Here is a 15,096-nt window from a genome sequence, read left to right on the forward strand (position 1 = left end):
TTACTCTATTAATTTTTTTGCATTATATTGTGATAAATTAAAAGATTGCCACTGTGTATTTTCCAGTTCATACGTATTTAAATATTCACTATATTCACTATACATTTTCTTATCAATATTTTTCAATCGTGACATTTCACCTGCAGCATCTGTTGATAAATCAACTAAATACTGAAAGTCAATTTTTCCTATTGCAACATATCGATTTATATTCTCTCTTGCAACTATTCCATCAATGTTAATAAAGTTTATGATTAAGTAACTTGCCAATGAAACAATTATTCCTATTCTAATTATAGGTAATTTTTTGTACCATATATTAATCGCAACTAATATCATTATTACAGTTTCAAATGCTATGAATAAATACACTAATAATCTAAGTCTTGTATAACCATATGCCTCTTCATATAAGCCTAATCTGTATATAGATGATATAATCAAGACAAAAGTACATATGACCATTATAGACAGCAAACTATCAACAATAATATCTTTTCTATAATTATGATTTTCATTAGAAATATCTTCATTGATTTTTATCCCTAGATACAATTTATTAATTATAAAAATAAGTACGATATTTATAACACTCAAAAATACCAACTGAAAAAATCCTTCCCTGGCATATTCTGCATAAGTATATCCAACAGGCAAATTATTATTACCACCAAATAAATATACAAACTGAATCATAGTGAATGCTAGATAAACAATATCCAGTATTGCCATGAAAGTTATTGTAATTATTCTATCAAATCCTTTAAAGCTAGTACTAGATTCCTTTTCTTCTGGTATAACAACGCTTTTTCTGTTTTTATTGTCATAAAGATAATATATCTGCCCGAAAATATATGTTGAAACAATGATAGCTAATAAAATCTTTATTACCATATCAGCTTTTAAAACATCTTCTAAACCACTTAAGATATGGGAAAGTTTATCTGCAAAAACTACATCTGCCGAAGTTAAAAGATTTATTATTATAAATAATGCAGGTATGGATATAGTAATTCCCAATAATACTTTTACAAGTACTTGAGAATTTTTATTATTACTTTCCTTTCTTCTGTTACTGAATAACTCAATAAACAATTTGTGCATTTTACTAATAGGAACAAATATTATTCCCAAGGTATTACCTGCTATAAGTTTAATATCTACATCTAAACATAACATAAGATTCACGCATAACAATACAGGAACAGCTATAAAATTAAGTGCTCTAAATAAGAGAAAATCACTTCTTAGATATATTGTTGATAATAGAACAATATATATTATTCCGCCAAAATAAACTTTGCTCCTGAATTCTTTTTTAGTACGCAAAGCAAAATAATGATATGCAACTAATACTATAGTATAAATAGTATATGAAATACCTATTTTTTGTTCATAAAAGAATATTACAAATAACACCCCTAGTATAATACTAAGAATCCCTAATATCTTGACATGATTAATTTTTAGCATTTTTATTTACCTCCAAATTCAAATATCATTTACTATTAAAATAATTGATATTTCACTTTTTTCCCTCATCTAGATATTCTAATAAATCTCCCGGCTGACAATCCAACTCTCTGCAAATAGCCTCTAACGTACTGAATCTTATAGCTTTTGCTTTATTATTTTTTAAAATAGATAAATTAGCATTAGTTATTCCAACTTTTGTAGCAAGTTCTGACAGACCTATTTTCCTCTTAGCCATCATTACATCTAAATTAACTATGATTCCCATTACATCTTTCCTTTCTTAACAATTATTATCATATGGTATAATCACTGTCTTCTTTGTACTTAACCGCTTTTTCAAAAACCTCTGAAAGAATCAAAGCAAATAAGGATGCAACTATAAATATAAAAATAACTACTATGGTCATTAAAGAATTAATTATAAATGTTTTGAATATAAATGTTATTCCGATGATACAAGAAGCCAAACTTATTACTCTAAGATTTTTAACATTATCGTGGATAAATGGATTATCCAATTTACATGTAGAAAATATCTTTCTAAGAGCATTAAGAATTACCGCCGCAAAAATACCAGCTACATATAAAATAGCTAAGATTGAGTAATAATCAAATTGTGGAAATGATTCAGAGCATATAAAACTCATATATCGTCTTATTATCCAAGGTAATCCTATCAGCGTAATAATAGTAAATCCCAACATAACTACCATAAAGAAATTCAAAAAAGTAGACAATGTTTTGCTGTTAATAAATTTCATAATAATATTCCTCCAATTTATATATAATATTCCCAGTCAGAAATAATATTATCACAACTTTATATGTAATTCAATATTTTTTTATTGTTTTTCGATATATTTTTTCTAATAATCGATATTTAAAAAGGAAAAAGGTAATTGGTAAGTTAAAAACTCTATCGAGTAGGAGGAATATCATTAATTGATATTCCGACCTCTCACACCACCGTACGTACCGTTCAGTATACGGCGGTTCTCTAGTTTTCACATATTTTCAAGTAATAGTGAGTCATGGTCATATAACCTAGATTTACTATTTCTTTGTTTGTAAGCACACTATTTAGCATCATTGTTGAACGCCATGTCCCTTTCCTACAATTAGCCATTTCATGTACTTTCCATAAGGGTAAGTTATATTTTCTTATCATTCTATATCTAGTTTTTACTCTCTTCCATTGTTTCCAGTAGATTGCTCGGATTCTTCTCCTTAACCATTCATCTGTTCTTTTGAGGATTCCTTTCATATCTGCTAGTCTATAGTAATTCAACCAACCAATTATATATTGTTTTAATTTTAGGATTCTGTACTCATTTCCCCAACCATTACTTTTCTTTGTCAGTTCTTTGAGTCTTTGTTTCATTTTATTTATGCTTTTCTTGTGTACTCTTAACCTACACTTTCCTTTGTATCTATAAAATGTATATCCTAAAAATTTTACTTTGCTCACATGTGCCACTACTGTTTTATCTGTATTTACTTTCAAGAATAGCTTCTTTTCTATAAATACTATTATCGATTTTAGTACTCTCGTAGCTCCTCGTTTACTTTTACAAAATATCATTAGGTCATCTGCATATCTTACGTATCGATGCCCTCTTTTAGTTAATTCTTTATCCAACTCATTTAGCATTATATTACTTAGTAATGGACTGAGTGGTCCACCTTGTGGTACTCCTTTTTCTGTTTTCTCAAACATTCCATTATTTATTACTCCTGCATTTAGATATTTATGTATAAGCGATATTATCTTATTATCTTTTATTGTTCTTGATAATATTTCAATTAGTTTACTTTGGCATACCATGTCAAAAAATTTCTCTAAGTCCATGTCTACCACGTATGTGTATCCCTCATCTACATTTTTACAGCATTTCTTTAGTGCTCCATGAGCACTTTTATTAGGTCTGAATCCATAGCTGTTTTCTGAAAACTGCTTTTCATAGATTGGTGATAATACCCCTGTTATTGCTTGTTGTATTACTCTATCTACTACTGTTGGTATTCCTAGTTTTCTTACTTTACCCTTTTCTTCTTTTGGTATTTCTACTCTACGGACTGGATTAGGCTTATATTTACCTTCTCTTATTTGCTTGATTAAGGCTGTTTTGTTATCTTTAAGAAACGTTAGAAGTTCATCTACGCTCATCTTATCAATTCCTCCACTACCTTTATTTGATTTCACTTTCTTATATGCCTTATTTAGGTTATTTCGTTCTAAAATCTTCTCTAGCAATTCCGCGTCTTGAAAATCTGTGATAAGATGGTTGTTTTCAGCAATCTTCTCATGAATCAACACTTCTACATACTCTTTCGATTCCGTCGATACCATTTGTAGATAGTCTTTCTTATGAAGTTTTCTGTTTTTAGCTCCATGATTAGTTACTTTCATTTACTCATCTCTCCTAAAGTTCCATCCTTCCTCTAACATTTGCAACTGTTAAAGTACTATGATTTCTGCTGACTTCTTACGGTAAATCTTGTTTCAACCATAACTACGAATGTTATATCGTTTGTCTTATGTCCGTAAGATCTCCCCTGGTAAGAACACAATCTTCCTCTCCATATATCTGCCATATATACAGTTACTATCTCCGAGTAGTTATTGGAATTTGACTTGTTTGGCAGCCTTATCCATAGCAACTGCCTGATATGATTTCTGTTCGTCAGACCAGAGATTTGCTCTCCGACTTCCTTCAGATTTCTTGTCACCAAGGACACCCTTGTCATTGGCTATACGCTTACCACTACTAGTTCGCGTTAGGGACTCTAACCCATTAGATTGTGCCCATGCTGGGCACACCAATAAAAAACAGTGAATCAAGTTACTAATCCACTGTTTTTATTTCAAAATATGCACTTATAGGTTTATATAATTAATATATCAACCTTACAATCCTTGTATTTATTTCATTAATGATATATCTCTTAACAATATGCTTCCACTTTCTTTTTGATCGAATTGGAGTGTTATACTAGATATATCGCTAAAGTTAATATCTTTGAATTCTTTAAAAGGAATCCTTGCTTCTGACAAAGGAGTCTTTAAAGACCAGAAAGTAGTAAATTCATTAGTTACAGATTTTCCTTCTGGAAATTCTAATGCTGCAGTTTTGTCATCCAGAATAACTTTAGCTTCTTTACCATTACTATCCCTAATAACAATAGATAATGCTTGGTTTTCTCTTGCTTTATTCAAATCACTACCTGGATATAAAGCTAAATATAAAGATAAAGCTTCATAGTTACTTATATCTTGCTTATCCTTAGGTATTTCCATTGTAAATTTTGCATTTTTATTAGTATAATTAATTCTAAATACTCCATACTTTTCATATTTAGTCGGATGATCAAAGTTTAATAGTTGGTCATTGTTTGGAATATAACTTTCAATCAAATATTTTACTTCCAAATCCTCAGATTTATTATTGCCACCAAATTCATTCTTATTAACCTTGTCTTCACTGTCGGCTAATAATATCTCTGTTCTATTTCCTGTAATTAAAGAAGTTTTCGCTTGTAAACCATATGCTGTATTAGTTGTAGGCTTACTAGCATCAAATAAATTGGTATCAACTTCTTTGCCTAATGCTTTATTAAGAAAATCTACAGAATAATCTATTAAAAACTGTTTTTGTTGTTCTCTTGTTAAAAATATCTTTCTATCATCATCTGTTAGATTTCTATTATTTTCTCTATCATCCTGTTTAACATTATCGTTAAATAAATTATGACCTGCTCCTTTTAAAAATACTACAGAAGCAAAAGATTTTCTTAACGGATTTCCCTTTAATTCATCAAAAGTTGATTGTCCATCCTGAAAAGATACATCTCCATCATATTGAGGTAATATTATACCTGTTGGAATATCTGGATTATTATTTTCTATTAATATTAAATTTGATGGGGCTACTTTAATAATACCAAAAACATTATTATTGCCTTTATCCTTTTGGTCATTAATTATGGCATCCAAGCTTCCGCCACCTCTTGAATGACCTATCATACCAATCTTGGATAAATCCCCTTTATTCTTCAATTGTATACCGAAATCATTGCTCTCACCTTTTATTGCTGATTCTAGTTTGCCAAAGTGCTCATTAAAAATAGTAATCAATCTCTCATGTGCTATAGGTTCACCAAATTCTAATTGATACTGTGCATTAATATTAAAAGCAATAGCAACAAACCCTTTCTTTGCTAGTGCTTCTAGGAGATATTTAAATCCCAGATCATATCTATCTTTATTATAGTCTTCTATCATATGATTACCATGCATTATAAATACAACAGGATAATTATCTCCTTCTTTTGGTGCGGCAATAGTACCTACCATATCATAAGGCATAATTATACCTGAATTCTGTTTAATCTCACTTTGACCCAAGTTATATTCGGAAATTTCAATTTCTTTATCTTGAATTATATTCTGGGTTTCATTGTCAACCTTATCATTATTACTTTCCTGTTTTATCTGATTAGTATCGTTATTATTTGTATTATTATCTTTATCCTTGTTGCTACAACCAGCTAGTAATAAACTCTGGAATAATATAACAACTACAATTACACTAATAAAACTCTTAACCTTATTCATAAAATTTATTTCTCCTCATTGTTTATCAATATTTCTGTCTCATCTAGTAAATTATTTAATATCTAATAATATTTTCTGCAATTAATTTTTGTATTTTCAAATTATAAAATAGTTAATATTTATGAACTAGTTTTCACTTCACTTATAATTAATAAAATGCAACCTATGAAAACGAACATATCAGCTAAGTTGAAAATCAAATCTGGTTTCCATTTAAATGAAAAGTAGTCTATAACTTTTTTAATCCGTATTCTGTCAAATACATTACTTAATGCTCCACCTGTTAAAAAAGCTAATCCTATCCTTAAAATACTATTACCCTTTATAAAAGCATAACTTATACTAAGACCTAATAATACTAACACGGAAACAATATTAACTACTAACAAAAAACTTTTTTTATTTTTAAGAAAACCTAAAAAAGCACCTTCATTATAATTAAATTTCAAAAATATATTATTATTTAATATTGGTTTACTAGTTGTATGATCCATTTCATTAACTGCTTTCATCTTACAAATCTGATCAATAAAAAAACATAATGGCGTAATAATTAGATATCTCATTATAACCTCCTTTCCACATTTGTTTATTATAGCAAATAAGATGAATATTGAAAAGCATAAAAGAATATATTACTTTAGGCTTATCACTAATTATCTATCATACTTATATGTTTTTAATCAAGAAGAGATATTTAATTGGAAAAAAACAAGTACATATCTATAGAAAAAACAAATATATATTATTACATACAATGAAAGGATTGAAAGAATAATGAAAAGAAGTTCAGTAATAAAAGGAACCATAATATTGACTGTAGCTGCACTAATTACTAGAGTATTAGGATTCGCTAATAGAATATACTTAAGTAATTTAATTGGTGCTGAAGGTATGGGACTCTACCAACTTGTGTTTCCTATATATATGATATGCTATACTATATGTTGTTCAGGTATCTTTACAGCTGTTTCAAAACTTGTAGCTGAAGAAAAAGCCAAAAACAATTATTCTAACCTAAAAAGGATTATTCGTTCCTCTTCAATTATAGCTTTTACTTTAGCCGTTATCTTGATGTTAGTACTTATTTTCAACGCTGAATTAATTAGCAGCAAATTAATCAATGAACCACGAACAGCTCTAGCAATTAAAATCATGGCAATATCAATACCTTTTACAGCTATAATATCATGTATTAAAGGCTATTTCTACGGACTGAAATATCCTACTGTACCTGCAGTTTCTCAGATTATAGAACAGATTACTAGAATTACAATAATATATTTCTTATCATCATTATTCATACCAAAAGGACTTACTTATGCTTGTGCGATGGCTATAATTGGGATGGTAGGTGGAGAAATAGTATCTTTCATAATAGTAGCAGTAGCCTACAAATTTAATTCATTGAAGGAAAGATCAAGTTCACCTCAAAGTTATTTTATAATATTTAAAAAAATATCTGCTATTGCAGTACCAATAACTTCTAATAGATTGATTACTACTATATTGACTAGCATTGAGACTATTCTTATTCCAACACAATTACAATTATTCGGCTTAACTCATTCTAGTGCTTTAGGGACATATGGTATTTTAACTGGTATGGCTTTACCACTAATCCTTTTTCCTAGTGTGTTTACTAACTCCATATCCCTTATGTTATTACCAACGGTATCAGCAGCTTCTGCTAACAAAAATAAATCAATGATCAACTTCACTACCACAAAAACAATGAAATTTACCATTCTTATTGGTATTTTAAGCACATTTTTATTTTTGTCTTTTGGCAAAACATTGGGAGTTATAGTATATAAAGAAGAGTATGTAGGAGTTTTATTAACTATACTAGCTTGGTTATGTCCATTTATTTACCTACAAACTACTCTAGGAAGTATCTTGAATGGACTTAATAAGCAATTGATTGTTTTTAGAAATAATGTAATAGGTCTTAGTATTAGAATTGCTTTTATTTTTATATTGATTCCTATGTACGGATTAAAGGGATATCTTTGGGGATTACTATGTAGTTTTGTTATTGTTTCTACACTTAATATTATACATCTTGTACGAATAACATCTATTAATTTTAAAGTAGGGAACTGGTTGGTCAAACCAATTTTAGTTTGTTTAGCATCTGTTTCGTCAATTGATTTACTGAGTAGATATATTACTTTACCATTTTCATTATTGGTAAATACATTAATTAATATTTGTTTATTTATGATAATATGTATTCCGCTTCTGCTATTGACGGGTAGTATTAATTTAAATGAGGTTAATTTTATTTTAAATAGGAAGAAGAGATAATTGGTAAGATTATTTCTTCAAGTTATAAGACGATTATAGACAACGGTTATATATTTGAACCATAGATAGCGATAGTGATAATAACTCTCGTTACGTTTGTTGTTTTTATCTGTGTATGAGGTATACAACAAGCCGTAAAAGTCGTTATTATCACTATCACTATCTATGGTTTATTTATTTTTTGCCACGTTTAAGACAGTTAAAGAATAAATTTAGCCTATAAGTGATTAATAGCCATTTTAAAGACTTTTGTAGGAACTTTGTAGAGTAATATGTTTACCTGTGATAGATGAATCATGGAAGGCGTGCATTATATCTAGGACATGGTATATTAAATCTCCGTTGGCTCTATGTTCATTATTATGTATAATGCCCTTTGCCATATCTGATATGCCTAATCCTCTGCTATTGTCAGTATATTTTTTATTTATTACAACTTCATGGAATTCTTTATCATAACTTTTTTTAATATTTACTGGACCTGCGAATGTATTTGGGTCGGGGACACTCAGTGTTCCTTCTGTACCGTATATTTCAATAATTGGTAGATTGCTGCCCCATACGTCAAAACTAGTGATAATTGTACCAACAGCACCGTTTTCAAAATCCAATAATCCGGAGATATGAGTGGGTACATCAACTTTTATGATTTCACCTTTTTTAGGTTCACTTGTAATCATTCTTTCAGGAAAAGATATTTTGGTTGAACCTGATACACGTTTGACAGAGCCTAACATTGCAATTAGTGCGGTTAAATAGTATGGTCCCATATCAAACATAGGTCCCCCGCCTATCTTGTAATAAAATTCAGGGTCTGGATGCCAACTCTCATGCCCATGACAAGTCATAAAAGCTGTGGCTCCAATAGGAGTACCAATTTCACCTTTGTTAATAAGTTCTATACATGTTTGGATGCCACCACCTAGAAAAGTATCTGGTGCACCACCTATTTTTAATCCTTTTTCTTTTGCTTTATTTATCAATGCTTTACCGTCTTCTCTTGTTAAAGCTAAAGGTTTTTCCATGTAGGTGTGTTTACCAGCTTCTAGAGCAGCCATGGAAACTTCTTTATGAGCCTTAGGTATGGTTAGATTTACTATTATCTCTATATCTTCATGATTTATTAGTTCTTGGACTGAGTAGGTTTTTATATTATACTTTTTTGCCTTTTCCCTTGCACGTTCTATTATTAAATCTGCACAGCCAACAACTTCTAGATTATCAAAAATTTCTGTACAGTTTTTTAGATATATATCACTTATGTTACCGCAACCTACTATACCGATTTTAACTTTTCTCATAATCTATACCCCACAATCCTTATATTCATTTATACATTTATCCTTACCTTCAGCTACCCACATGAAACCTCTTTTCATCAACTCGATTGCTTCTGGAATATTAAAAATATCTGATTGATGACCTAAGGAATTGTAAAATACTCTGCCTTCCCCCCATCTTTTTGTCCATACGACCGGCATATCAACATATCCATTCAAGAAATGCAAACCATCAGCAATGGGGAAACGAGTAGTAGCTAATACCTCAATAGCAGGATCTACATGAAGATAGTATTGTTCACTCTTAACACTGAAATCCTGAATACCTTCGACTATCTTACTAGAACTATTCTTGATATTGACTTCATATTCTACCAAATCACCACCTGGATGAGATACCCAATTTCCACCTGTCATGAACTGCCAATCAACATTATCTCTAAATGCATCACACATTCCTCCATGACAACCTGCAAGTCCAACTCCATGAGCAACTGCTTCAGATATGGATTTCATTTGCTTATCAGTAATTGATCCCATTGTCCATATAGGAATTATTATATGATATGTCTTCAATCTTTCAGTATCTAGGAGAATCTCTAATGTATCAAAAACCTCTACTTCAAAATTGCAGTCAATCAAAGTATTCTCAAATACCTTAGCAATACCATCTGGGTCATGACCTTCCCAGCCTCCATAAATAATTAACGCTTTTTTCACAAGAACTACCTCCATTTCATTATGATAGCTTCATTCTACATAATCATGTTTAGATAGTCCTGTCAAAAGTTGCTTAATACTTCTCAAATATTGCTATCTTGAATTTTCTCTATATTCTTTCTATATTCCGATGGTGTCATCCCTGTATAATCTTTAAATACTCTATTATAGGTCTTAATGTTATCAAAACCGCTTAGCATAGCTATTTCAATAATTTTTTTGGATGAGGATTCTAAGAGGTTCTTGGATTTTTCCACCCTGTATAAGTGAAGGTAACTTAGAAATGTAATACCTGTACTCTTTTTAAAAAATCTAGTAAAATGATATGTACTAAAATTAGCCACCTTAGCTATTTGGTCAAGGGATATATTCTCATTATAATGATATTCAACATACTTATATATTCTCCTCAACAAATTGATTCGTTGATTCTGCTTGGTTTTTTCACCTTTTGAATAATACTCTATAGGTGTAAATCTTAGCAGTACTGCTATTATTCTATAAAGCCCAGCCATAAGATTCAATTTATAGGCTGGTTTCTTTTGAATGAATTCTTGTTTCAGATCTAGAATCTGTCGTTCTAATTCCATCTTATAATGTTCATCTGATATTTTATCACTTTCAAATACAGGATTAATGAACTTTAGCTTATTCAAATCATTATATATGTTACTTACCAAACATAGATTGAATTGAATAAATATCTTCCTGCTCTTTTTATTATTTGAGAAATGATGTATTTCTCTGCTTCCAATAATTAATAGATTACCTTTATTCAATTTGTATAACGTATTGTTCAACCATACTTCACATTCACCATCCAACATATATATAAGTTCAATTTCATCGTGCCAATGGGGAGGAAATGTAATATTATCTTCATGAGAAAATAATAAGAAAGGAAAATCTTTGTCCACAATATGTTCCTGACGAAATGCTCCCATATTCTAACTCCTTACTTGTAGTTATTTATTTCTTATTGGCTATTATATCATTAATGATAATAAATTTATTATTTTAGTTGAATTTAATTCATAAGATGTTATAATTTAATTACGACAATAAATGTAATCCGTTACATTTTATTTCTTATTAAGAATATTTACCTAGATAAATATTTTTATTATTACTTATAGGAGGATATAGAAATGAACTTAGGAATTATTGCAGATCCTACAGAAGAAAGTTTTATAATGGCTAAAAACAAGGGACTTGATTTCATTGAATTATGTATTAATATTAATGTAGATGTAGATGAATTTATAAGTAGCGTAGATCAAATCATCGAATGGACTAGTATCTATAATATTAAAATTGGTTCAATTGGACGATGGGGCTCTAATCGTATTGATGAAAAGGGTAACATATGTCAAGATGAACTAGAAAAAGAATATAAACTTATTGATGCCTGTAAAAAATTAGGCTGTGGCGTATATGTATGTGGATGTAATGAACAGGAAAGTTTAAGTTATCTAGAGAATTGTCAAGCAGCCATCAATTTCTTTGAGAAACTTCTATCTTATGGTAAAAAGCTTGGAATTAAGATAGCTACTTATAATTGTCGTTGGAACAACTTTGTTTATAGCGAAAAGGCTTGGAATATTATACATGGACAGCTAGATGAATTAGGAATCAAATATGATCCTTCCCACAGCTATTATGATGATAATGACAATTATTTAAGTGAAATCGCAAAATGGGGTAATCGTTTTTATCATTTCCATATAAAAGGAGCTCTAAAAGTAGATGGTAAACGTTACGACGACCCACCAGCTGGAATGGATCAACTAGATTGGCACTCTATCATGGCAATCCTATACAAAGTAGGTTACGATAGTAATCTAAGTATTGAACCTCATTCAGCTACTTGGAAAGGCGAATTAGGAGACAAAGGAGTAGATTATACTATTAAATACATGAGTAATCTTGTTCTTTAATTTGTTGCACAAAAAAACGAGCTGATGCTCGTTTTTTATTCTCCTAATTTGCCCATAATATATTTAATGGTTAATCTATTGTTATTTATTACCTAGTGTAATAGAAAAGATATGAAGGTTAGGACAATATGGTAAATACAATGCTTTTATTGCCTTTTTTGTTTTAATGGCATAACAATTAGCATGTAAAAAAGTAGGAAATGGATAGATGATTATCCTATCCGAACTGCGACTGACCCCTTTTCCAGTCCAAGCTATGATGTCATTATAGTTGCTATCCTCATGTGCCCAATTGGTCAATTGAAGAGGAATTTTTTCCTTGCTAAGATCAGAAAACTCAATCATAATATTTTCTGAGTGATTACCTAGTTCAGAACAACCAAGAAACATAATACAATCACATGGAGTTTCATATATATTAATTACTTGTCCCATACATGAAATATTATCATAGGGTAAGTCCTTATGCATGGAGACTTGAAACGACATATTTTCTACTTGCCATATATCGTCTTTTGGTAATCCTTCCATGTAATAATATTTACCTTCATTCGATAGCTCAGCTTTACATTGATAATCCAAAGTACTCCCAAATCCCTTATTATTAAAATGGGACTGTACATCTATATATGTAAATTCTGTTATAACCATATTATGGTGTTGCATTGTGGGTTGAATGGTATGATGTGTTACTTCTTCTTTTACACAGCAACTTGTTAGTAGATCATTATAGAGTTTTTCCTCCACATCTGCCAAATTTGATATTTTATTTGATAATCTCTCAAGAAGACGAGAGTCGTTATGTAGATAGTAGGCTTTACAGAGTAATCCGAATATAGAGGACCAATTGTCACCTATAGATTTCATCCTATTTGCAAACTGTAATATACTATCTATACTGTATTTTTTAGCCAAATAATTTAGGGCAATGGCATATTGATATCTATATTCTTTTATTCTAATTAAACAATTAAAGATAGGTGCTTTAAATGGATTATGATGGAAGTTAGCTATTTCATTTTCAAAGTTAACATGCTTAACATCCTTTGCATATTCACGTATATCATCAAAAGCATTGGATGAACGTGAAGGATCCATAAGCTTTTCCAAAGAATTCATTATAAGCTTTTTCCAATCATAGTCTGATTGCTGGTTATCCATAATCTGTATTGACAATACAAAACCTAGACCTTTGCAGAAGTGATCATAGGTTAATGTAGTACCAGATGTGGCAAACTGAGAATCTATAACAAATAAATCTTTATTAATTGAGTCAAAGCCTGTAACTAAGCCAAAATGACTACTATGTATCTTCTGATAATTTGGCGTAAACCAATTACACCAATAGCTGTCCATATGAATAATAATAGGTCTTTTGTCTGATAGTTCCTGTTTAATTATTTTATAAGCGTTTTCAGGGGTATCCATTTCATGTTGACAAAATCCTATTCCATGATACTCTTGGAGATAAGATAGAGCTTTAGATGGATCATTATATTCTATAGTTCCTATTTTGCCTAACTCAGTTGATTTGCGATAAATAAAATCCCAAGATTCCAGAAACATGAGTTCGTGGTCTCTATCCCAATAGGTAGAAATAGGTATAATTAGATTTTCTAAACAGTTATAGCCTTGAATATTTTTGGTTGTTAATGATAATTGCATTTATTCACCTCCAAATTTAACAAAACGATTTACTTCCTATTCATTTCATAAAAATATGCTCCTGCTTGTGATAAATGTTTTATTTTATCTTTATCACAACGGGAGCATAACTTACTTTCGTATTACCATTTAAGCTGATGAGACCCAAAATATAACCATTCTACCCATCTGTACAGATCTATAACGCTGGTTATCTCAGTTACTAAATTACGAGATTTCTTTGATAGGTATCCATAACTCAACAATGGATTCTTCATCTTCACCTTTAAATCTATCATCATAGAATTCAATTGCATAATTCGATCCATCTTTAGCTAGTATTTCAATGTACTTATTTTTATTATCCTCTAACCACTTATCTATCGCCTCATTACTACTATCATACCCTTTTGATACATAGATCTCAAAAGCAGCATATTTTGAAGCGGGTAACTCCATAAAAGAGTAACGATCTGTATTATCTATAGATGATACTTCATAACCTATATGACATTGATTAATATTTTCTCCGTAAAATCTTATTTCATAGCAATCTTCTGTTTTTTTGTTTTTAATATCTATTTTACTTATTAATGTCTCAAATTCTTCCCATAGTTTATGTGTTTCGCTACCATTTCCTGTTACACCTGCTATTATTAAGTCTCCACATTCAATTATTCTTGGTTCCACATTAATCCCTCCTTCAATATTCTTTTTGAATTGGCTTATTCTATTATTAACAGATATAAAAACTGGTATATCACCAAGCTTGCGATACCTACTAGGGGACATTTGAAAGAAATTCTTAAAAGTTCTAGTAAATGATTGGGATGATCTAAAACCGCATTCATAACATATATCTATTATTGATTTATTAGTGGTAGATAAATATATACCTGCTTCATACAATCGTCTTTCTTTGATATATTCTGTTACAGTCATACCAACAATACTTGAAAAAATTCTGTGGAAATAATAGGGTGATATATAGAATTTTGATGCGACTTTTTTAAAATCTAATTCCTCAGTATAATGTTCATCAATGTATTTTACAGCTCTCATCACACTTTCTATTTTCTGCATAGTATAATATCCCTCTTTCCTAGGCTCTAAA

The 15,096-nt window shown here is 30.0% G+C and carries 15 protein-coding genes; 2 read left to right on the forward strand and 13 right to left on the reverse strand.

The genetic code is table 11. From position 1 onward, the window contains the following. The 8 genes from AACQ14_RS15235 to AACQ14_RS15270 all read right to left on the reverse strand — a co-directional run bounded on the left by AACQ14_RS15235 (position 1) and on the right by AACQ14_RS15270 (position 6,657). Complete coding sequence (locus AACQ14_RS15235; RefSeq protein WP_339364442.1) at positions 1-1,473, reverse strand: DUF4153 domain-containing protein; 1,473 nt, start codon at positions 1,471-1,473, stop codon at positions 1-3. A 52-nt stretch (positions 1,474-1,525) separates the two neighbouring features. Beyond that, positions 1,526-1,741, reverse strand: coding sequence for a helix-turn-helix domain-containing protein (locus AACQ14_RS15240; protein WP_339364443.1), 216 nt, complete (start codon positions 1,739-1,741; stop codon positions 1,526-1,528). Between the two features lie 28 nt (positions 1,742-1,769). Then, positions 1,770-2,237: a DUF2975 domain-containing protein gene (locus AACQ14_RS15245; protein ID WP_339364444.1), complete on the reverse strand. Its 468-nt coding sequence runs from the start codon at positions 2,235-2,237 to the stop codon at positions 1,770-1,772. Between the two features lie 236 nt (positions 2,238-2,473). After that, on the reverse strand, positions 2,474-3,886 hold the full coding sequence (gene ltrA, locus AACQ14_RS15250; RefSeq protein ID WP_339364445.1) for a group II intron reverse transcriptase/maturase: 1,413 nt from the start codon (positions 3,884-3,886) through the stop codon (positions 2,474-2,476). Positions 3,887-3,942: 56 nt separating this feature from the next. Beyond that, the gene (locus AACQ14_RS15255) at positions 3,943-4,071 is read right to left on the reverse strand and encodes a hypothetical protein (RefSeq protein ID WP_339364446.1); all 129 of its coding nucleotides are present in this window, start codon (positions 4,069-4,071) and stop codon (positions 3,943-3,945) included. A gap of 25 nt (positions 4,072-4,096) precedes the next feature. Further along, a complete protein-coding gene (locus tag AACQ14_RS15260) occupies positions 4,097-4,297 on the reverse strand; it encodes a hypothetical protein (protein ID WP_339364447.1) in 201 nt (66 codons plus the stop codon). Between the two features lie 102 nt (positions 4,298-4,399). Then, positions 4,400-6,091 carry an alpha/beta hydrolase family protein gene (locus tag AACQ14_RS15265; protein WP_339364448.1) on the reverse strand — a complete coding sequence of 564 codons (1,692 nt, stop codon included), beginning with the start codon at positions 6,089-6,091 and terminating at the stop codon, positions 4,400-4,402. Between the two features lie 119 nt (positions 6,092-6,210). Further along, positions 6,211-6,657: a signal peptidase II gene (locus AACQ14_RS15270; protein WP_339364449.1), complete on the reverse strand. Its 447-nt coding sequence runs from the start codon at positions 6,655-6,657 to the stop codon at positions 6,211-6,213. A 211-nt stretch (positions 6,658-6,868) separates the two neighbouring features. On the opposite strand from AACQ14_RS15270, the gene spoVB reads away from it, so the two are divergent. After that, the gene (gene spoVB / locus AACQ14_RS15275; protein ID WP_339364450.1) at positions 6,869-8,401 is read left to right on the forward strand and encodes a stage V sporulation protein B; all 1,533 of its coding nucleotides are present in this window, start codon (positions 6,869-6,871) and stop codon (positions 8,399-8,401) included. 239 nt (positions 8,402-8,640) lie between these two features. On the opposite strand, the gene AACQ14_RS15280 is transcribed toward spoVB, so the two are convergent. The 3 genes from AACQ14_RS15280 to AACQ14_RS15290 all read right to left on the reverse strand — a co-directional run bounded on the left by AACQ14_RS15280 (position 8,641) and on the right by AACQ14_RS15290 (position 11,345). Next, the gene (locus tag AACQ14_RS15280) at positions 8,641-9,702 is read right to left on the reverse strand and encodes a Gfo/Idh/MocA family protein (protein ID WP_339364451.1); all 1,062 of its coding nucleotides are present in this window, start codon (positions 9,700-9,702) and stop codon (positions 8,641-8,643) included. 3 nt (positions 9,703-9,705) lie between these two features. After that, positions 9,706-10,401, reverse strand: a complete 696-nt coding sequence (locus AACQ14_RS15285) for a ThuA domain-containing protein (protein WP_339364452.1) — start codon at positions 10,399-10,401, stop codon at positions 9,706-9,708. 83 nt (positions 10,402-10,484) lie between these two features. Beyond that, the gene (locus AACQ14_RS15290; RefSeq protein WP_339364453.1) at positions 10,485-11,345 is read right to left on the reverse strand and encodes an AraC family transcriptional regulator; all 861 of its coding nucleotides are present in this window, start codon (positions 11,343-11,345) and stop codon (positions 10,485-10,487) included. 204 nt (positions 11,346-11,549) lie between these two features. Between AACQ14_RS15290 and AACQ14_RS15295 the strand changes: the two genes are divergently transcribed. Beyond that, entirely contained in the window at positions 11,550-12,338 is a 789-nt protein-coding gene (locus AACQ14_RS15295) for a sugar phosphate isomerase/epimerase family protein (protein ID WP_339364454.1), read from the forward strand. An 81-nt stretch (positions 12,339-12,419) separates the two neighbouring features. Here AACQ14_RS15295 and AACQ14_RS15300 read toward each other — a convergent pair whose 3' ends face one another. Beyond that, on the reverse strand, positions 12,420-14,003 hold the full coding sequence (locus AACQ14_RS15300) for a BtrH N-terminal domain-containing protein (RefSeq protein WP_339364455.1): 1,584 nt from the start codon (positions 14,001-14,003) through the stop codon (positions 12,420-12,422). A gap of 207 nt (positions 14,004-14,210) precedes the next feature. After that, positions 14,211-15,065, reverse strand: a complete 855-nt coding sequence (locus tag AACQ14_RS15305; RefSeq protein WP_339364456.1) for an AraC family transcriptional regulator — start codon at positions 15,063-15,065, stop codon at positions 14,211-14,213. Positions 15,066-15,096 lie beyond the last annotated feature (31 nt).

This window comes from Vallitalea maricola, assembly GCF_036985595.1.
Lineage (GTDB): Bacteria > Bacillota > Clostridia > Lachnospirales > Vallitaleaceae > Vallitalea > Vallitalea maricola.

Coding starts and splice junctions, on each gene's coding strand:
- spoVB (WP_339364450.1), top strand. CDS start 6,869: ATGAAAAGAAGTTCAGTAATAAAAGGAACCATAATATTGACTGTAGCT.
- AACQ14_RS15270 (WP_339364449.1), bottom strand. CDS start 6,657: ATGAGATATCTAATTATTACGCCATTATGTTTTTTTATTGATCAGATT.
- AACQ14_RS15280 (WP_339364451.1), bottom strand. CDS start 9,702: ATGAGAAAAGTTAAAATCGGTATAGTAGGTTGCGGTAACATAAGTGAT.
- AACQ14_RS15235 (WP_339364442.1), bottom strand. CDS start 1,473: ATGCTAAAAATTAATCATGTCAAGATATTAGGGATTCTTAGTATTATA.
- AACQ14_RS15295 (WP_339364454.1), top strand. CDS start 11,550: ATGAACTTAGGAATTATTGCAGATCCTACAGAAGAAAGTTTTATAATG.
- AACQ14_RS15300 (WP_339364455.1), bottom strand. CDS start 14,003: ATGCAATTATCATTAACAACCAAAAATATTCAAGGCTATAACTGTTTA.
- ltrA (WP_339364445.1), bottom strand. CDS start 3,886: ATGAAAGTAACTAATCATGGAGCTAAAAACAGAAAACTTCATAAGAAA.
- AACQ14_RS15290 (WP_339364453.1), bottom strand. CDS start 11,345: ATGGGAGCATTTCGTCAGGAACATATTGTGGACAAAGATTTTCCTTTC.
- AACQ14_RS15265 (WP_339364448.1), bottom strand. CDS start 6,091: ATGAATAAGGTTAAGAGTTTTATTAGTGTAATTGTAGTTGTTATATTA.
- AACQ14_RS15305 (WP_339364456.1), bottom strand. CDS start 15,065: ATGCAGAAAATAGAAAGTGTGATGAGAGCTGTAAAATACATTGATGAA.
- AACQ14_RS15255 (WP_339364446.1), bottom strand. CDS start 4,071: ATGGCAGATATATGGAGAGGAAGATTGTGTTCTTACCAGGGGAGATCT.
- AACQ14_RS15240 (WP_339364443.1), bottom strand. CDS start 1,741: ATGGGAATCATAGTTAATTTAGATGTAATGATGGCTAAGAGGAAAATA.
- AACQ14_RS15245 (WP_339364444.1), bottom strand. CDS start 2,237: ATGAAATTTATTAACAGCAAAACATTGTCTACTTTTTTGAATTTCTTT.